At 34.0% G+C, this 17,265-nt stretch carries 20 protein-coding genes; 9 read left to right on the plus strand and 11 right to left on the minus strand.

What is annotated here, in order from left to right; all coding sequences use genetic code 11:
* Positions 1-131 precede the first annotated feature (131 nt).
* The 3 genes from BP17_RS07085 to BP17_RS07095 all read right to left on the minus strand — a co-directional run bounded on the left by BP17_RS07085 (position 132) and on the right by BP17_RS07095 (position 3,119).
* Complete coding sequence (locus tag BP17_RS07085; RefSeq protein WP_035052929.1) at positions 132-989, minus strand: aldo/keto reductase; 858 nt, start codon at positions 987-989, stop codon at positions 132-134.
* Positions 990-1,078: 89 nt separating this feature from the next.
* Positions 1,079-1,816: an SDR family oxidoreductase gene (locus BP17_RS07090; RefSeq protein WP_035052931.1), complete on the minus strand. Its 738-nt coding sequence runs from the start codon at positions 1,814-1,816 to the stop codon at positions 1,079-1,081.
* A gap of 322 nt (positions 1,817-2,138) precedes the next feature.
* Positions 2,139-3,119, minus strand: a complete 981-nt coding sequence (locus tag BP17_RS07095; protein WP_035052933.1) for an aldo/keto reductase — start codon at positions 3,117-3,119, stop codon at positions 2,139-2,141.
* 280 nt (positions 3,120-3,399) lie between these two features.
* Here BP17_RS07095 and BP17_RS07100 point away from each other — a divergent pair, with 280 nt between their 5' ends.
* Genes BP17_RS07100 through BP17_RS07110 form a run of 3 tightly spaced genes read left to right on the plus strand, consistent with a single transcriptional unit; the run spans position 3,400 to position 5,397 of the window.
* Positions 3,400-4,698 carry a Y-family DNA polymerase gene (locus tag BP17_RS07100; protein WP_035052936.1) on the plus strand — a complete coding sequence of 433 codons (1,299 nt, stop codon included), beginning with the start codon at positions 3,400-3,402 and terminating at the stop codon, positions 4,696-4,698.
* On the plus strand, positions 4,695-5,066 hold the full coding sequence (locus BP17_RS07105) for a hypothetical protein (protein ID WP_035052938.1): 372 nt from the start codon (positions 4,695-4,697) through the stop codon (positions 5,064-5,066). The genes BP17_RS07100 and BP17_RS07105 overlap by 4 nt, the downstream gene beginning before the upstream one ends.
* Before the next feature lie 19 nt (positions 5,067-5,085).
* A complete protein-coding gene (locus BP17_RS07110; RefSeq protein WP_035052941.1) occupies positions 5,086-5,397 on the plus strand; it encodes a single stranded DNA-binding domain-containing protein in 312 nt (103 codons plus the stop codon).
* 99 nt (positions 5,398-5,496) lie between these two features.
* Here BP17_RS07110 and BP17_RS13555 read toward each other — a convergent pair whose 3' ends face one another.
* Positions 5,497-5,640 (minus strand): hypothetical protein, encoded by a 144-nt coding sequence (locus BP17_RS13555; RefSeq protein WP_035052944.1) that lies wholly within the window; start codon positions 5,638-5,640, stop codon positions 5,497-5,499.
* Between the two features lie 340 nt (positions 5,641-5,980).
* Here BP17_RS13555 and BP17_RS07120 point away from each other — a divergent pair, with 340 nt between their 5' ends.
* From BP17_RS07120 to BP17_RS13755, 4 genes are all read left to right on the plus strand, one after another.
* Positions 5,981-6,160 carry a hypothetical protein gene (locus BP17_RS07120; protein WP_035052947.1) on the plus strand — a complete coding sequence of 60 codons (180 nt, stop codon included), beginning with the start codon at positions 5,981-5,983 and terminating at the stop codon, positions 6,158-6,160.
* 722 nt (positions 6,161-6,882) lie between these two features.
* Positions 6,883-7,254: a hypothetical protein gene (locus BP17_RS07125; RefSeq protein WP_035052951.1), complete on the plus strand. Its 372-nt coding sequence runs from the start codon at positions 6,883-6,885 to the stop codon at positions 7,252-7,254.
* Positions 7,255-7,407: 153 nt separating this feature from the next.
* The gene (locus BP17_RS07130) at positions 7,408-8,076 is read left to right on the plus strand and encodes an SHOCT domain-containing protein (protein WP_035052955.1); all 669 of its coding nucleotides are present in this window, start codon (positions 7,408-7,410) and stop codon (positions 8,074-8,076) included.
* Positions 8,077-8,399: 323 nt separating this feature from the next.
* Positions 8,400-8,528 (plus strand): hypothetical protein, encoded by a 129-nt coding sequence (locus BP17_RS13755; protein ID WP_269544478.1) that lies wholly within the window; start codon positions 8,400-8,402, stop codon positions 8,526-8,528.
* A 179-nt stretch (positions 8,529-8,707) separates the two neighbouring features.
* Here BP17_RS13755 and BP17_RS13560 read toward each other — a convergent pair whose 3' ends face one another.
* From BP17_RS13560 to BP17_RS07155, 5 genes are all read right to left on the minus strand, one after another.
* On the minus strand, positions 8,708-8,830 hold the full coding sequence (locus tag BP17_RS13560; protein WP_198022524.1) for a putative metal homeostasis protein: 123 nt from the start codon (positions 8,828-8,830) through the stop codon (positions 8,708-8,710).
* Between the two features lie 108 nt (positions 8,831-8,938).
* Positions 8,939-9,208 carry a 30S ribosomal protein S14 gene (gene rpsN, locus BP17_RS07140; protein WP_035052961.1) on the minus strand — a complete coding sequence of 90 codons (270 nt, stop codon included), beginning with the start codon at positions 9,206-9,208 and terminating at the stop codon, positions 8,939-8,941.
* Positions 9,209-9,300: 92 nt separating this feature from the next.
* The gene (locus BP17_RS07145; protein WP_035052964.1) at positions 9,301-10,206 is read right to left on the minus strand and encodes an NAD(P)/FAD-dependent oxidoreductase; all 906 of its coding nucleotides are present in this window, start codon (positions 10,204-10,206) and stop codon (positions 9,301-9,303) included.
* A gap of 159 nt (positions 10,207-10,365) precedes the next feature.
* Positions 10,366-10,515 carry a 50S ribosomal protein L33 gene (rpmG, locus tag BP17_RS07150; protein WP_035052966.1) on the minus strand — a complete coding sequence of 50 codons (150 nt, stop codon included), beginning with the start codon at positions 10,513-10,515 and terminating at the stop codon, positions 10,366-10,368.
* Positions 10,516-10,914: 399 nt separating this feature from the next.
* Complete coding sequence (locus tag BP17_RS07155) at positions 10,915-11,793, minus strand: LysR family transcriptional regulator (RefSeq protein ID WP_035052968.1); 879 nt, start codon at positions 11,791-11,793, stop codon at positions 10,915-10,917.
* A gap of 115 nt (positions 11,794-11,908) precedes the next feature.
* Here BP17_RS07155 and BP17_RS07160 point away from each other — a divergent pair, with 115 nt between their 5' ends.
* Together BP17_RS07160 and BP17_RS07165 are read left to right on the plus strand one after the other, a co-directional pair.
* On the plus strand, positions 11,909-12,883 hold the full coding sequence (locus BP17_RS07160) for a YeiH family protein (protein ID WP_035055284.1): 975 nt from the start codon (positions 11,909-11,911) through the stop codon (positions 12,881-12,883).
* Positions 12,884-12,890: 7 nt separating this feature from the next.
* Entirely contained in the window at positions 12,891-13,094 is a 204-nt protein-coding gene (locus BP17_RS07165; RefSeq protein ID WP_035052970.1) for a hypothetical protein, read from the plus strand.
* Between the two features lie 303 nt (positions 13,095-13,397).
* Here the strand turns inward: BP17_RS07165 and BP17_RS07170 are convergent, their stop codons facing one another.
* On the minus strand, positions 13,398-14,897 hold the full coding sequence (locus tag BP17_RS07170) for an FAD/NAD(P)-binding protein (protein WP_035052971.1): 1,500 nt from the start codon (positions 14,895-14,897) through the stop codon (positions 13,398-13,400).
* A gap of 413 nt (positions 14,898-15,310) precedes the next feature.
* Positions 15,311-17,134, minus strand: a complete 1,824-nt coding sequence (gene lepA, locus BP17_RS07175; protein ID WP_035052972.1) for a translation elongation factor 4 — start codon at positions 17,132-17,134, stop codon at positions 15,311-15,313.
* Positions 17,135-17,265 lie beyond the last annotated feature (131 nt).

The raw sequence follows: 17,265 nt of genomic DNA on the forward strand, positions 1-17,265 counted from the left end.
TTAAATTACCTAATATAATTACCACAGGTAACTATATTAGCAAAAAAAAGAATAAATAGATAGTGAAATCTACTTATTCTTTCAAAGTAATTTTATGAGAACGATTTAATTTTTTTTAATTTGATAGTTGTTTAACTTTTATTTTTTTTGCCTAAGCCGGTTAAAAATTTGACCGTTTTAGGATCAGAATGAGAGAAAAACAAACTTTCTTTTTGATTCAATTCTAGAATCGTAGCCATATCTTCATCCGTTAATGAAAAATCAAAGACATCAAAATTTTGGATCATGCGTTCCTTTGTGACTGTTTTCGGAATGACAACAATACTGCGTTGAATCAAATAACGTAAAGCTACTTGAGCTACGGATTTACCGTATTTATCTCCAATTTCTCGCAATGTTTCATTGTTAAAGAAATCATTTCTACCTTCAGCAAACGGTCCCCAAGATTCAATTTGAGTGTTGTATTCTTCCATAATTTTTTGAGCTTCCACTTGTTGGTTAAACACATGTGTTTCTACTTGGTTTACCATTGGTGGGATTTCACTGAACTCAGAAATATCAATAAATCGATCTGGATAAAAATTGCTTACCCCGATAGCTTTTAATTTCCCAGCTTTATAGTATTCTTCCAACGCACGGTAAGTACCGTAATAATCATTGAACGGTTGGTGGATCAAAACGAGGTCTAAATAGTCTGTTTGTAATAACCGCATTGATTCATCAATAGAAGCTTTAGCCTTTTCATAGCCAGCATTTGAAATCCATACTTTTGTGGTAATGAAGAATTTTTCTCTTGGGATCCCACTGTTTTTAATAGCATTCCCAACAGCTGACTCATTTCCATAAGCTTGCGCAGTATCGATAGAGCGATACCCTACCTCAATGGCTTCACTTACCACCCGTTCGCATTCTTCTAAATCATCTACTTGGTATACTCCGTAACCTAAAATCGGCATTTTTATGCCATTAGCTAATGTAACAGTTTCCATATTTAGTGCCTCCTATAAATTTTATCGATTGATTAATTGCGTAACAAAAACCTATCAGAGATGCAAAACTTTAAAAAGTTTTTATAGTGTTACCTCTCTTGCTTAGTTGGACGGATGATCACTTCATTCCAAGTAGCATCTTCGGGCAAATCAATCGCTTGTTTGATCGTTAAAGCTACCCGATTAGCAGAGATGCCATAGGCTTTATAAAAGTCTTCAAAGTTACTTTGGAATTCTTTATCTGTCACTGAACTTAATAATTCTGTATTGATCGCACCTGGCGAGATAATCGTTACACGGATATTTGATCCATCTTGCGCAGCTTCTTCTCGTAACGATTCACTGATAGCACGAACAGCCCATTTAGTGGCAGAATAAACCGCACTACCTGCATGAGCCATATGTCCTGCGACTGAAGAGATATTGATGAATTGACCAGCTTTTTGCTCTTCCATATACGGAAGGGCAGCCCCGATACCATATAACGTTCCTTTGATATTGATATCGATCATAGCATCCCAGTCTTCAATTTTCTTTTGTTTCAGTAACGATTGGGGCATGATACCTGCATTGTTTACCCAAACATCGATTCGGTCGAATTTATCTACTGCTAATTTTGCCAAAGCTTCTACTTGGTCAGCTTTTGTAACATCTGTGACTGCATAAACAGCTTCTCCACCTAATGCTTCTACTTCTTTAACGATTTCTTGTAATAAGTTCTCACGACGAGCACCTAAAACTAATTTGGCCCCATCTTTTGCCATAATCAAGGCCGTTTCTTTTCCAATACCGCTTGATGCTCCCGTAATAACAATAACTTTTGACATTTATTTTCCTTCTCTCATAAATAATTACCTGTTTTTCTTTATATAACGCCGACTGATACCCTCTTTAATGCCTTCAATGCTACCTATCATAACCTCCTCTTTTATTTAAATGCTAATGACAGCATACAACTTAGAGTTCACTCTAAGTCAATAAAAGTGAATCAGAAAATAATCAAACTAATCCATGGATTTTTTGATCCACTCAGTCCATTTACAAAATAAATAGATGCTGGCTATCTTTTTAGCATTACGGTCTTCTTGCCATTACGCTTGTTGACTTTACCTTAGTTCATTTCCCTTACTTTCACACGTTAATCATTTTTTATGAGAAGCCGACAATGTCATGTGGAATATACGGTTCTTCTAGAAAACTGATATCTTTTTGGGTAAGTTTAAAATCAACTGCAGCAACGGCCGTTTCAACATGTTCAAGTTTCGTTGCTCCAATGATCGGTGCTGCCACTCCCTCTTTTTGCAAAAGCCAAGCGAGTGCCACATGTACTCTACTAACATCGTAACGTTCCGCTAACTGCGCAACTCTTCCAATAATTTCACTATCTTGATCAGCTGTTTTATCATATTTAAGACGCGCGATTTTATCTGTTTCTGTACGTTTGGTTTGAATAGATAAATCTCGAGTCAATCGTCCTGAAGCTAAAGGACTATAGGGTGTCAAAGAAATACCTTCCGATAAACAATAAGGTAACATTTCGCGTTCTTCTTCACGGTAGATCAAATTTAAATGATCTTGCATAGAGATAAATTTGGTCCACCCATTCTGTTCTGCAATATTTTGTGCCTTTTGAAATTGCCAAGCGTACATCGAAGACGCTCCTATATACCTTGCTTTGCCAGCTTTTACAATATCATGCAAGGCTTCCATCGTTTCTTCAATCGGTGTATTGTAATCCCAACGATGAATAATATACAAATCAACATAGTCTGTCTGCAACCGCTCTAAACTTTGGTCTATTTGAGAAAGAAGAGCTTTTCTTGAAAGTCCTCCGCCGTTTGGACCATCAAACATTTGTCCATGAACTTTTGTTGCTAATACGATTTCATCTCGGTTCGCATAGTCTTTTAATGCTTGGCCTAAAATTTCTTCGCTTCTTCCAAGTGAATAGATATTTGCTGTATCAAAAAAATTGATTCCAAGATCCAACGCTCGTTTAATGATTGGACGACTTTCAGCTTCATTTAGTACCCATTTGTGAATCCATTTTTCTGGATCCCCAAAACTCATGGCCCCAAGACAAATTTTTGAAACATCCATACCTGTATTTCCTAATTTTGTATATTCCATTTTTTTATCCCCTTCACGAATGATTAAATCCCTTCTTACATTATTTCTACTTAATTGCTGAACACTTTAATTAAAATTATTTTACTAAGTTCATTACTTATCTATTAGGATACACCTTTGAGTTAACTTCAAGTCAAGTAAAAACAACTTTTTTTATGGAGATCCCTGGAAAAAACGACTTGCGTTATAAAAATTTTCTCCAGATCTAATTTTTTTGAGAGTGTTCGCTTTACAAAACGAACACATGTTCGTATAATGAAAATAGAAAGGAGGGGTTATGATGGAATTCAATTATGTTGAAGAAAAAAGCAATGATATTTTTTGCATCGATGTTAAATCATTTTACGCTTCTGTCGAATGTGTGGAACGTGGTTTGCATCCCCTTAAAGCATTACTTGTTGTCATGAGTAATGCAGAAAATTCTGGTGGTTTAGTGTTGGCTGCTTCACCTATGGCCAAAAAACTATTAGGTATTAGTAACGTTTCTCGAAAGTGGGAGATCCCTCCTCATCCTGATTTGATCATCGTACCACCTAGAATGAGCTTTTATATTGAAAAAAACACTGAAATCAACGATATTTTTCGTAAGTACGTTTCCGATGAAGATTTACATATTTACAGTATTGATGAATCATTTGTATCCGTTAGGGGGAGTTTAAAACTTTTCAAACGAAAAACTGCTTATGATATGGCCAGAATGATGCAATACCATATTTTCAAGAAAACCGGTTTATACGTAACGATTGGCATTGGCGATAATATGCTAATGGCAAAACTTGCTTTAGACAATGAAGCCAAACACAATTCAGATTTTATCACCGAATGGCGGTACAAAGACGTTCCTAAAACCGTCTGGAAAATTGAACACCTGACAGATATGTGGGGTATCGGAAGTCGAACCGAGAAACGATTAAATAGTTTAGGAATTAAGACGGTCTATGATTTAGCTCACGCAAACTTCTATCAATTGAGAGATTCTTTAGGTCTTATTGGCGAACAACTTTATGCTAACGCTTGGGGCATCGATCGCAGCGACATTAGAGATTCGTATCGACCATTAGAAAAAAGTTACGGGAATTCCCAGATTTTAAAAAAAGATTATTTTAAAAGACAAGAAATTAAGATTGTTATCCGTGAAATGGCAGAACAAGTTGCTACTCGAATTAGAAAGCATCATTGTCAAACTGGATCTATCAGCCTCTCCATAAGTTACTCTAAGTATGAAGAACAATCTGGCTTTTCTCGCCAGTTAAAGATACCAAGTACTTCTAATACAAAAAAGCTCGTTGATTATTGTTTTGAAATTTTTAATAAGTATTACGAAGACGATAAAGCTGTGCGGCATATAGGCATCACGTATTCAAAATTAGTCTATACGAGTGATATCCAATTGGATTTATTTGAAAATCCTACTGAACAAATTACAAATGAAAAATTAGATTTGCTAGTGGATAAAATAAGAGATAAATACGGTTTTCAATCATTAGTACATGCTAGTAGTCTTATGGATGGCGCAACAGCTATCAACCGCAGTTCTCTTGTTGGTGGTCATGCTGGCGGAATGGAGGGTATACAATGAATTATTTAAATAAGGAATACCACGATCGTGGCATAAAGAAATGGGCAGGGTTCTATTTATCAGAACATACAGCTGTACAAGAAAAATTGACAAACGAAAGACATGAGGTCAATCCTCAAAAACAACAAATGGATCCACAAGAAATTGCTTCAGTAGTGAATGAATCTATCTTAAAAAATAAATCCATTGCAATTCAAATCGAAGCAGTCGATCAAAATGGCTGTTATAAAGATGATGTTGTTGGTCTTATTGTTGGTGGAGATGAATTGGGTATCTATGTAAATGATACAAAAGTTGATTTTGATGAGATTCGCAACATTCAATTTATTAGTCTAAAAAAATGGACTCATCTTACGGATTATAATTGACATGAATGGAGGGAAAATTATGAACACCACTATGATTACCGGAAAAGTTGATTCAGATGTTAAAGTGCTCAATACAAAAAACGGCACACCACTATGCAGATTCACTCTACTATCAGATGGCCGTAAATATAATTGTCTGGTTGCTGGTAAAAAAGCTTTTGGCTTTGTTTATGAGGTGCAACTAGGTTCAGAAATTAAGATTGAAGCAGTCATTAATAATCGTAATCAATTAGTCGTACAAAAATTTAACGTATCAAATCCTCCAAATTATCTTAGCCAGGCATTTGATTACAAAGGCCATCGGATGCCTCATAAGAAAGTATTATTTTAATGATTATCTTAATAATCCACACTGAAAAGCACCCCTAAAAAGATTAGATTTCACTCTAACCTTTTTAGGGGTGCTACCTGTTTGGATGTATATTTTTAATTATAAGCCCGTTTGCTTATTAAAAATCTTTGGACCTTTTCGCATATTTTTAAAATCATTTTTTGGCGCGTTGGCTTGTTTAGACTTTCCGCCACCTTCTTGTTTCTTTTTAATTAACTCTAACATTTTTTCTTTTGAGTTCACTTTTCACACCACCTTGTTCCTATTAATACACACTCTACGTGCGTTGAGAGGTTGTAAATAATTGCTTGATTAAAGGAAACTTCTTTTTCCGTTTTTTCAATCCATCTTCACAATAATTGAATTTACATTCTCGAATAATAATACAGGATAAACCTTGAAGTAACAAACAAAATATTTTTATCAATTGATTACTCTACAATATTTTTAATACAATTTTTGAAGTGCTATACTCTAATGTGGTACTAGCAATGAAAATAGATAAGCTTCTTCACGATCTTCCGTTACACAAAGCGATACATCGAATTCTGATAAACAAAGTGAATCACCAAGCTCAAATAGCTTGGAAGAACACGCAGAAAGTACTCCAAGTACATCTGAAAGTATCGTCAATGCTGAAAAAGAAGCTTTTATTCTAATAAAGAACAACCTGGAAATTGGAATTGAAGCCGATAGTGCAAACATCGTCTATGAAGTTTTAGAATCAGGTGGAGACCCTTCTAATTTGAAATTAATAAGCTAATCCTTACAATAGTAAGAAGGTTTTGGAACTGCTGGTACATATAAAATTTATAAAGATGGCACTTATGAAGAACAACCAAACTAAATCAATCACTAGGTAAATTAACCAATAGATTCATCGACTGCCTTGCATTTCATGTGCGAGGCAGTTTACTATTTCATTGTAAATATTCTTTAAACTAACAATTTCATTATCAATTACTACACTAATGAATTAATTTAATATAAAAAACGATTCCAAAAGGAGTATTAAAACTCTATAGTTATACATCATATTTCTCCCTCCTTTCTGGTGCCTATATCAGAAAGCACTCTCAACTCGATGTAGTTAGCCTACTAGAAAATACACACATAAAAGAACGGTTTGTACGATACGCTTTTGACACTAGATAGGAACTATTTCACGTCACCTCTCTGCATTTATGTTGATCTCAATCCCCATTGAATCGTTTGTTACAACACTAATCTTCGAAAAATCATAGTTATTAGATATTTTATGTACTAAAGTAGGTATTTTTCTATTTTCAGATACACAATGTGCTTTTATAGTGCTAAAATCAATTATATAAAAGACGTTATATATATGCACACTATTAGCAAATACACATACGGCTGATATAAATTAACTAACACAGAAAAGATATAGAACACGAGCCAGAATAATTTTCTGAGAAAAAATGTCATACATAAACACAGTGAAAGTAACATTATGGAGGTTCTTTAATGGAAAGGTTTATAGATGTTTTATCATTAATCGCTATTCCAATTTTGCTGATATGGGCTTTGATTTCGTTTATTAAGTACAAAAACAATAAACCAGAATGGATCAATCCACTAGGTAATGCTTTAATGTTCGCTTGGATATTATTTGCCGATTTTGATTCAAATTGGATTTTCTACTCAGGTTTGTTGTCATTGTTTTTTTCACTTTTTCTTTACCATATTGTTAAAAAATACAAAATGGGACTCAATATGTTTAATCCGGCTGATACTTCTAAGAAAACAGCTAAATTATACCAAATCACTCTCTATTCATTTCCAATAATGATTCTACTCTTGATTTCACTTTATTTTATACTTCCTCAAAAACAGTAAGAACAACTAGGGTTTCCTTCTCTTATTTTGAAAACAACAGAAACGGCACTCCTATATATCCTTTAACCAAGCTGCCTGGTGATTTAAAATAATTTTTAAATTTTTTTCTTTTAAATAACGAATGTGTCAAAAGAAAACATTGGAGGGAATCAAATGACTGTGGTTAATAAATCATTATTACAGATCAAAAATGGACGACAAAAAGTTGGTATTAGTTTTGCTGGTTTAGGAGAAATGAAGCAAAATGAAGATGGTTTAGTCTTTTTCAATAAAAAGGATCCTGTTTATTTTGAATTACTTGAATACGTCTTTGATGGGCCCATCTACAATACTGTTGTTGAATCAAAACAGCATAGGATGTCTGTTACCAACGAAAAAAATAAATCAAAGAGAAAAGCTAAACTGAAAAAAATTATTGGTGGAGCAATTTTAGGCACGATGGTATTCCCAGGTCCAGGTACAATAGCAGGTGCCTATGCCGGAGGACGAAGTAAAGATAAGAAAAAAGATAAAAATAATTCAGTTACAGAAGATAATATTCAGTATGTTAAAACAAAAAAACTAGTAGAAGTTCCTGGCACAGCTACGTTAAAATTTAGAAACGTAACAAATTCAGAAGAATTCAGCATACAAATTATTTGTAATTCTTCTAAAAATGCTCAATTAATAAACTTTAAAACTACAAAATCTAAATCTGCCTCTCTTGTGTCGAATTATAAAAGTAATATTGAACAAATAAAAGAATACAAAGAACTTTTAAATTTGGAAATTATCAATCAAGAAGAATTCAACAAAAAGAAAGTAGAGCTATTAGACCTATAAATATAGATATGTACCTAATCGTTTAATACAAAATTAAATAAAACTATTAGTGACTAATAACTAAAATACTTATGACATTTTTTCAAACTATTTTTATTGTGAATATGGCTAATTTGACTATATTTTTCAACTTAATTTTTAATAAAGGTCATAATAATTCGTAATTCTGATATTGTGTGCAATACTCCTAGAAAGGAGATGTAATAACATGAAGTTAGTTATTACATTTATTAATGGAGAAGAACTTGAACTAATTGAGTCTTCTATTTCTTAATGGTTACGTGAATACACATAAGCAAAATACAAAAAATGGACTCGAAAAAATGTTTTCAAACTCATTTGATGGTTTGCATACAGATGTTTTTTCTTTAATCGCTATAAGTACACTTCAATTAGGGTATGCTAGTTTAATTAATGAAGCAGATTGGATTACAGTAGGAAAAGATATTTAATTCGCTACTTTTTATAAAACTTCATCGATTAAATCTATTGCACGAAAATTACTATAACTCTAATTATTAAATAAAAAGCACCCAAAAATTTAACTTTTCGGGTGCTTTTTTTTGTGTTCTTAGTTAGAATCAACTAATTTTTATCTAGCTTGATCGTACATTCGATGCAGAATAAAAATTTATTTAATTCCTTTTTTTCTTCTTTTATCATCTAAAATAATTTTCAATGCACGTTTCTTTGTTTTTATATTTGGACTTTTCATTCTTCGTCTAGCACTCGCTAAATCTTCTTTTTCAGACATCCTATTTTCTCCTAATCTTTAATTTCATTAAATATGGCTAACTAGTAACTGTTTATATCTTCTAGTTGATGCCGTTTTTTATTTAATAGTTTACTAAAACCTAAAGTATTACCAGCTGGCTTTTTTTACACCGGGTATAAGTCCAGCATGAGCCAAATTTCTGAACGTAATTCTTGATATGCCGAATTTGCGCATGTAACCTCTTGGCCGACCATCTGTAAGATCACGATGATGTAAGCGAGTTGGTGAAGCATCGCGAGGCAACTTCTGTAAAGCTGCATAATTTCCATCTGCTTTTAACTCTTTTCGAATAGCAGTATATTTTTCAACTGTTGCTTGTTGGCGTTTATGTTTTTCAATTTTACTTTTTTTAGCCATTATTCATTTCCTCATTTCCTATTTATCTAACATTCAGTACCTAAAAATTGATAAACCAATAGAGCCATTTTATAATCAATGATCTTTATTTCTTATACATTCGTAATAAAGTTCCCAAAAGCAATCTCTTTTACGATTCCGGATGCTACTTTACTTCCGGAACTTGCTGAGTGAACGAGTTGTTCTCCAAATGTTGCATTACTATCTCCAGCTGCATAAACATTTTTGAACGATGTACTTCCAAATTCATCCGTTTGAATTCTGCCTGCATCGTTTAATGTTATCGAAAGATTTTTAGTAAAAGCCAGATTCAATTCAAACCGAGGTATTAAAAATCCTCCATAAACTTCTATAGATTGACTGTTGTGTAAATTGATTTTACCTTTACTTTCCTTTTTTTCAATGGATTCAATTTTATCCTCAAACAATTCAATCTTATTTTTGGAAAGAATTGATTTAATAGAATCAGCAACTTTCATACCATTTGTTAAAACAGTTAATTGTTTGCTCCAATGAAAAATCATTGTTGAAAAATGTAATAAGTGTTCTTCTTGTTCGACAATGATAGCTAATTTCTGATCCTTCAACTCCCAACCATCACAAAAAGGACAGTTAAAAAATAAATCGCCATATACTGACTCTAACCCTTTAACAGTAGGAAGAGTTTCTTTTAAGCCTGTTGCTAAAATAATTCGTTTTGTTTCAAATTTATTTTTTAGCGTTTCAATGATAAAAAAAGAACGTTGATCAGAAATATCGGCAACAGTGTCAGATATCAGTTGAATATTTGAGTATTTCAGGAGGTCTTTTTTTGCTTTTTCTCTAATAGTGAATGGAGATAAACTGTCATTCGTGATAAATCCATGCGATTCATTTGTTACTTTATTACGCGGGTCGTTATTGTCAATCAAAAGAACATTAAGTTTGGCTCTTCCTAAAACAAGTGCTGCACTAAGACCTGCAGGGCCTCCTCCAATAATCACGCAATCGTATACCATAAATTTCTCCTTTTTATAAACAGTTTGTATGATCCGTACTTTCTACTTTATGGCCTTATTGCAACTCTAAGTTTGCATTTACAAAAAAGATAAATTGGATTTATGTATAAGAAAAAAAGACTTGTACATAACAGCATAAAAATTCTATAACTAAGTGAACTACCGAGTTTCTTTATACATAGTTTTCTTTCTTAATTTAGGAGAGTACTTCATTAACTCTAACCGTTCTGGTTGAGTTCGTTTATTTTTAGTTGTGTGATAATTCCTCTCACCTGTTTCAATACATTCAAGTATCACTTTTACTCGCATATATGGTCCACCTTTCTTTTTAAAACGTAATGATTACGTTTTAAAAATAGCACAGTTTAATAATCCCGTCAACTTAAATATCTAAAAGAACATTATTTTTTAATTTGAGCATCCATTTAAAGTGATACCTACCTTACAAATTTGCAACATAATTTTTATTTCAAAAAAAAATAAAGCTTCCGTTAAAAATAGTATAGAAATTATTTTTAACGGAAGGTTATCAAAAGGATGCCTTTATGTATAAGAATTAATGTTTAATTTTAAATACCCGGAATTTTAAATTTAAGGATTTTTAATTCACTAGAAAAAAACTTGTGCAATATGCACTCGGTTAACTATGGAGTAAACTAAGGTACCTCCGATTGTAAAATCAATTTTCAAATTTTATTTTTTATTTGTTCATTCTATTAATTTTAAAAACTTTTCTATTGTTTCCACTTCTCTTAACTGAATTCTTTTCAAATAAATCAAATAAAACGGATGGACTACATTAAAATCACTTAACGGAATCTTTTTTAAGATGCCGTTTTTCAGTTCTTCCTCAACAGCTTTTCGATACACAAAAGTAATACCTAAATTTTTTTCCACCAGTTTTTTTATTGCACCGATACTTCCAATTGTCATAACTTTTGAAAAACTATCTAAATGGACTCCTTTATTTTTTATGGCTGCTTCAAAAATACGCCGTGATCCAGATCCCTCTTCACGCACCAAAATCGTCGTAGAAAATAAGTTATTTATGCTTTGTTCTTTTTTCCATAAAGAGCATTTCTCAGAACAGACCGCGATAAATGGTTCCTCAGCAATCTTTTGAAATTCAAATACAGATTGATTGAATTCTCCTTCCACAAGTGCAAAATCGATTTTCCCATGTTCCAATAGTTCGATTAAGTGTTGAGTGTTGTCCATTACCATCGAAATATCATGTGTTGGGTATTGATTTAAATACGACTCAATGATGTCCGGCATCATATATTCCCCGATTGTCAAAGAAGCTCCAAATGTAAGAGTAGTGCGTTCTACAGTAGAGGCCAATTGTTTTTGTACTTTACTGATCTCTCTTTGCAGCAAATAAAGATCCTTTTGCAGTTGCTTGCCTTTAGCTGTTAAGGATAGTTGTCTGTTTTCATAGCGAATCAGTTCGACTCCTAATTCCTGTTGCAAATATTGGATGTGTTGAGTGACAGCGGGTTGAGTAATGTGCAGTCTTTTGGCTGTTGCTGTGTAATTCATTTCTTCTGTCAGCTTAAGAAACATTTGGTATCGGTAATCTAGCATTTCAAACACCCCCTTCATAAGGTTATCTTATAAAGATATAATAAATGATTATTTTATTTTATACAAATTACCTTATATGATAATCCTATAAATAAAAAATTGGAGGAGGTATAATATGTATCCTCAAATGAAAAATAATCGTTCCATCTTACCTGGTTTAATGATCAGCGTCATAATTTCATTCATTAGTCAGTATTTAACCAATTTTATACCGAACATAGGTGCAGCATTGATTGCCATTTTTTTAGGAATCCTTCTAGGAAACACCTTTTTGAACAAACCTTATTTAAAAAGAGGAACTAAATTTTCTGAAAAAACACTCTTAGAATGGTCGATTGTATTAAATGGGATGATTTTAGATTTTCAGATCATCAAGCAAGTTGGTTCTACCGGGTTTATCTTTGTGATTCTCCAAATGATCTTGACGATATTATTTGCTTATTGGATTGGTCGAACTATGAAGTTCAATAAAAAGATGTCTTTATTGATGGGTACAGGTAACGCAGTATGTGGCTCTTCTGCTATCGGAACCGTTGCTCCGGTGATTGAAGCTGATAAGAAAGATAAAGCCATGTCTATTACTATAGTCAATGTCATCGGTACGATATTGATGGTCTTATTGCCTATCCTCTCTTCTATTCTGTATCAAAATGAAGTCGTTCAAACATCTGCTTTGATCGGAGGAACGGTCCAATCTATAGGACAAGTCGTTGCTTCAGCAAAGCTGGTCAGCGTCGACGTAACCAATTTGTCCATTGTCTTTAAACTCATGAGAGTTCTCCTCATTGTTGGTGTAGCCTTATGTTTCAGCAAATTAAATACCCAAGAGGAAGAATCGCTATTTTCTAAAACGACTACTAGCTCAACTTCTGAAGTGAAAAAGAATGCTAGTCTAATGACTGTTCCTTGGTTTATTATCGGCTTCTTCATTTTGTTCGTGCTTAGAAGCTTTCTGCCTTTGCCTTCCCTCATGATTCACAGCTCGGAAGTCATCAGCAATCAATTTGAGATCGCTGCTTTAGCTGCAATTGGATTACAGGTCAAGTTCTCAGATATCTTAAAAGAAGGACCTCGAACTATGCTGTATTGATGGACTGTTGTATAATTATTTTTATGATTACCTTAAACAACATCAAGCAGAAAATTTCTATTTGTTTACCGACAATTCTTCTGATTATCAATACTATGAACACAAAGGTCTATCCCGCGTAGCTGAGAAAAAATATTATTGGGAACCAGGAAATAATGATACTTTAGAAATTTACTATCTATATGAAGGAACACTAAACTTATCCGACTAAACGAATTAACCGTTCCAGTTCAAAGTTTATTTTATGAATATATGAATGACATACAAGCAGTTGAGTTGATTCGTCATCTACAACTTTCTTATGCTCCACATGTGTTCGATCGAATACTTTTTTACCTCATAGCGTTAATTTTTCGTAACCTTCGATTTCCATATAAATTCCTCTTGCATTCATATAGCTTGTTCCATTTGCGTACCCTTAATATAACAATAATCCGGCCATTCCGAAATTTATACGCATGTGAACAAAAAAGCCCAGAACCACAAAGGGTTCTGAGCTCATTTCATTGTTAAATTATCGTTCGTCCATAAACGCTTTTGCTGTATATTGGGCTTGCTGAATCGTTTGCCCGGCATCATTATTCTCATGTTGTGTTCCACCAATTAATAGACCGAGGAAGAATAAATTATCCATACGTCCATATTGTTGGTTAATCACACGACACTGTGGCCAATCGACTAAGATAAATTTCCCATTCACATGTGGCATAATTAAGCGGCGATGGAACAGATTTTTAATTAACTCAGAGTGTTTAGTCAGTATTTCAATATTGTTTATAAAACCTGTCGCGTTAACGACAATATCAGCTTCGGCTTTGCTATCCTCCGTCACAAATTGGAAGCGTCCATTTTCTAAAACATTTACTTCTTTTAAACCAGCAACGGTTTCTACTTTACCCGCATCGATTAATTCAAATAACCACTGATAGCTGTAATAAGGTACTTTCGTTTTGAAAAACAACATAATCTGATGATAGTTTTTCATATACTTTTGTTGGTCTTCACCTGACAATGCATTATATAAATGCGGAAGATTTGGAACAGAATTAGCCGCGTATTTCTGAACAGCTGCCAATTCCTGGTCTTTCATATCAAATGCTTTGCGGAAAACGTCTAGCGTTCCTGATTTATAACGATTATAAACTGCCATAGGCTCAGCATTCTCTTGTTTTAAATCATCTTTAATCGTATCGAGTATGACTTGGAGCGGAATAAACCCACCGTGTACTTCTTTTTGTTCTTCCACCCAATCTTTTGTTAAATGATATGTAAAATCATCCTTCTCATAAGGAATAGCTACACAGTAAAACGGTTCTTTTAAATCATAAAATGTTAGAGGTTGCTCTAATTCATAATTTGACATGAAGAAACGCATCAAGTCAACACCTGTAGCACCACTTCCAACAACTGAAATCTTTTGATTATTGTCAAAATTTGCCAATTTTTCTTTCATTGGGTAAGGGTTATGAATATAATTTTCAGTACCTTTTAAATCATAGAAATCATTGTATTCAGGATGTCCGACTGAAAAGAATACCGCATCATAGACACTATCTTGCCAGCCGTCTTCCGTTTTAATACGGTACACAAAATTGCCGTCTTGTGTGTCATCTGCTGGTTCTTTTGTTGCAGCATCTAGCACTTCAACGTCAACAACAGTATTTTGAACGTGGCGTACTTGTTCGTGCGTATAGAATGGGGAAAAGCGCTCCACTAAATATTTTCCATAATGTGGCCGTGAAACGAGTTGCTCAAAATTCGTTGGTTCTTTAAAATGACGTTCTAACCATTCCGTAAAATCTAATTCATTATTTTCATCCACACTCAACACATCCGAAGAGGTGTTTAACATAATTGATTCGTCATCAGTTGGTTCATAAGGTAATCCTGAGCCTAGAGACTGACGGGGTTCATAGACATCAATTAAGTCATCCGCTTGGAAATTCGGATGGGTTATTAAACTTTTTAATACATTGGAACCAGAAATTCCAGCTCCTACAATAGCAATATCCATTGTTATCCTCCTATAACTACAAAACTAATCCACCTAATTATACCTGAATAATTCATACTTTTAAATATCAAGTTATTTTAGTCGTTATTTTTCAATTTCGGATCGGTTTATCGAAATTAAAATGTTTTTATCGATTTTCAAAGCTAAAGAAAATTTTTTTGTCTCATCCCACGAATTTTGATTTTGGTTCAAAACAAATGGTACGCAAGAAATTAACCACACTGTATGCCAAGAGACTAAAAAACAGCGTGAGTCCGTTGCCTCACGCTGCCTAAATCAGATTTTATTTTTAACTAAATTTAGCTCATCCACACCATTTGACGAAAAGCCAATTTATTTTGGTAGGCAAATGGTAGGCAAATCATTATATCAAGTCATAAAATTTCCAATAAAACTACTGTTATATCAACAATTTACTCGTCATCCATCTTAAGAACAGACATGAACGCCTCTTGCGGAACTTCTACTGATCCGACTTGTTTCATTCGTTTCTTACCAGCTTTTTGTTTCTTCAATAGTTTTTGACGACGGGTTACGTCACCACCATAAAGTTTCGCTGTAACGTCTTTACGTAAAGCTTTGATGTTTGAACGCGCAACGATTTTTTGTCCGATTGCTGCTTGAACAGGAATTTCAAATTGGTGTCTTGGAATAATTGTTTTTAATTGATCAACGATTGCTTTTCCTCGGTGGAAAGCAAAGTCTTTATGCACGATAAAGCCTAAAGCATCTACTTTTTCGCCGTTCAATAATATATCCATCTTAGACAAGTTACTTTGTTTGTAGCCAATCAATTCATAATCTAAAGAAGCATATCCTTTAGTACTTGATTTTAATTTATCAAAGAAATCATAGACGATTTCTGATAGTGGAATTTCATAAACCACGTTTACGCGGTTATCATCAAGGTACGCCATCGTTAAGAAGTCGCCACGTTTGCGTTGTGAAATTTCCATTACAGCTCCGACATAGTCGTTTGGAACCATGATCGTTGCTTTTACGTAAGGTTCTTCAATCGATTCGATCACACCTGGTTCAGGCATTTCAGCTGGGTTAGCTACGATTTTTTGTGTGCCATCCGTTAAGTTTGCGTGATAGATAACGGATGGAGCTGTTGTGATCAATTCTAAGTTGAATTCACGCTCAAGGCGCTCTTGAATCACGTCCATGTGTAATAGGCCTAAGAATCCACAACGGTACCCAAATCCAAGCGCTTGAGAGGTTTCAGCTTCAAATTGCAGTGCTGCATCGTTTAATTGTAATTTATCTAACGCGTCTCTTAAATCGCCATAACGAGAAGAATCAATTGGGTACATCCCACAATAGACCATTGGCGTCATTTTACGGTACCCTTTTAATATTTCTGTAGCAGGATTATTTGCTAGCGTAATGGTATCTCCAACTCGAGTATCTTGGACAGTTTTGATATTTGCAGTAACGTATCCAACATCCCCAACCATTAGAAATTCGCGTTTGATTGCTTTAGGTGAAAAGACCCCTACTTCAGCTACTTCAAACGTTTTTCCGTTACTCATCAACTTCATGGTATCTCCAGGTTTGATCATCCCTTCCATCACACGAATATTCAATACCACTCCACGATAAGCATCGTAAACTGAATCAAAGATTAACGCTTTTAAAGGATTATCTGTATCGCCTACTGGAGCTGGAATTTTTTCAACGATTTGTTCTAAGATTTCTTCGATCCCAATACCTGCTTTAGCACTTGCAAAAACAGCTTCACTAGCATCGATCCCGATAACATCTTCTATTTCCGCACGGACACGTTCTGGATCTGCCGCAGGTAAATCAATTTTATTGATTACAGGTAAGATTTCAAGATCATTATCTAGCGCTAGATAAACGTTCGCTAGCGTTTGGGCTTCGATACCTTGTGCTGCATCAACAACTAGGATAGCTCCTTCACAGGCTGCTAAACTTCTTGAAACTTCATACGTAAAATCGACGTGTCCTGGTGTGTCGATTAAATGTAGGGTGTACGTTTCGCCATCTTTTGCAGTATAGTTCAATTCAATTGCATTTAATTTGATCGTAATGCCTCGTTCACGTTCAAGATCCATTGAATCCAATAACTGTGCTTGCATATCGCGATCAGCAACGGTATTCGTCATTTGCAGGATACGATCGGCCAAAGTTGATTTCCCATGGTCAATATGGGCAATAATAGAAAAGTTTCGAATACGTTTTTGTCTTTCAATTAAGTCATTTTTATTCATTTAGTCGTGCCTACCTTCTTTATTTATTCCGAAAAGTGTCATTGTAAATTATACCAGTGAAACCCCTGAATTACAATAAACTTAGAGGGAACCAGCTTTTAAGGAGATAATTTTTTAGTGTTGCTAGATTT

Source organism: Carnobacterium pleistocenium FTR1 (genome assembly GCF_000744285.1).
Taxonomy (GTDB): Bacteria; Bacillota; Bacilli; order Lactobacillales; family Carnobacteriaceae; genus Carnobacterium_B; species Carnobacterium_B pleistocenium.

Excerpts from the sequence above, each read along its gene's own strand:
- BP17_RS07085 (WP_035052929.1), bottom strand. The coding sequence starts at position 989 with ATGGAAACTGTTACATTAGCTAATGGCATAAAAATGCCGATTTTAGGT.
- BP17_RS07090 (WP_035052931.1), bottom strand. The coding sequence starts at position 1,816 with ATGTCAAAAGTTATTGTTATTACGGGAGCATCAAGCGGTATTGGAAAA.
- BP17_RS07095 (WP_035052933.1), bottom strand. The coding sequence starts at position 3,119 with ATGGAATATACAAAATTAGGAAATACAGGTATGGATGTTTCAAAAATT.
- BP17_RS07100 (WP_035052936.1), top strand. The coding sequence starts at position 3,400 with ATGGAATTCAATTATGTTGAAGAAAAAAGCAATGATATTTTTTGCATC.
- BP17_RS07105 (WP_035052938.1), top strand. The coding sequence starts at position 4,695 with ATGAATTATTTAAATAAGGAATACCACGATCGTGGCATAAAGAAATGG.
- BP17_RS07110 (WP_035052941.1), top strand. The coding sequence starts at position 5,086 with ATGAACACCACTATGATTACCGGAAAAGTTGATTCAGATGTTAAAGTG.
- BP17_RS07125 (WP_035052951.1), top strand. The coding sequence starts at position 6,883 with ATGGAAAGGTTTATAGATGTTTTATCATTAATCGCTATTCCAATTTTG.
- BP17_RS07130 (WP_035052955.1), top strand. The coding sequence starts at position 7,408 with ATGACTGTGGTTAATAAATCATTATTACAGATCAAAAATGGACGACAA.
- BP17_RS13755 (WP_269544478.1), top strand. The coding sequence starts at position 8,400 with ATGTTTTCAAACTCATTTGATGGTTTGCATACAGATGTTTTTTCTTTA.
- BP17_RS13560 (WP_198022524.1), bottom strand. The coding sequence starts at position 8,830 with ATGTCTGAAAAAGAAGATTTAGCGAGTGCTAGACGAAGAATGAAAAGT.
- rpsN (WP_035052961.1), bottom strand. The coding sequence starts at position 9,208 with ATGGCTAAAAAAAGTAAAATTGAAAAACATAAACGCCAACAAGCAACA.
- BP17_RS07145 (WP_035052964.1), bottom strand. The coding sequence starts at position 10,206 with ATGGTATACGATTGCGTGATTATTGGAGGAGGCCCTGCAGGTCTTAGT.
- rpmG (WP_035052966.1), bottom strand. The coding sequence starts at position 10,515 with ATGCGAGTAAAAGTGATACTTGAATGTATTGAAACAGGTGAGAGGAAT.
- BP17_RS07155 (WP_035052968.1), bottom strand. The coding sequence starts at position 11,793 with ATGCTAGATTACCGATACCAAATGTTTCTTAAGCTGACAGAAGAAATG.
- BP17_RS07160 (WP_035055284.1), top strand. The coding sequence starts at position 11,909 with ATGTATCCTCAAATGAAAAATAATCGTTCCATCTTACCTGGTTTAATG.
- BP17_RS07170 (WP_035052971.1), bottom strand. The coding sequence starts at position 14,897 with ATGGATATTGCTATTGTAGGAGCTGGAATTTCTGGTTCCAATGTATTA.
- lepA (WP_035052972.1), bottom strand. The coding sequence starts at position 17,134 with ATGAATAAAAATGACTTAATTGAAAGACAAAAACGTATTCGAAACTTT.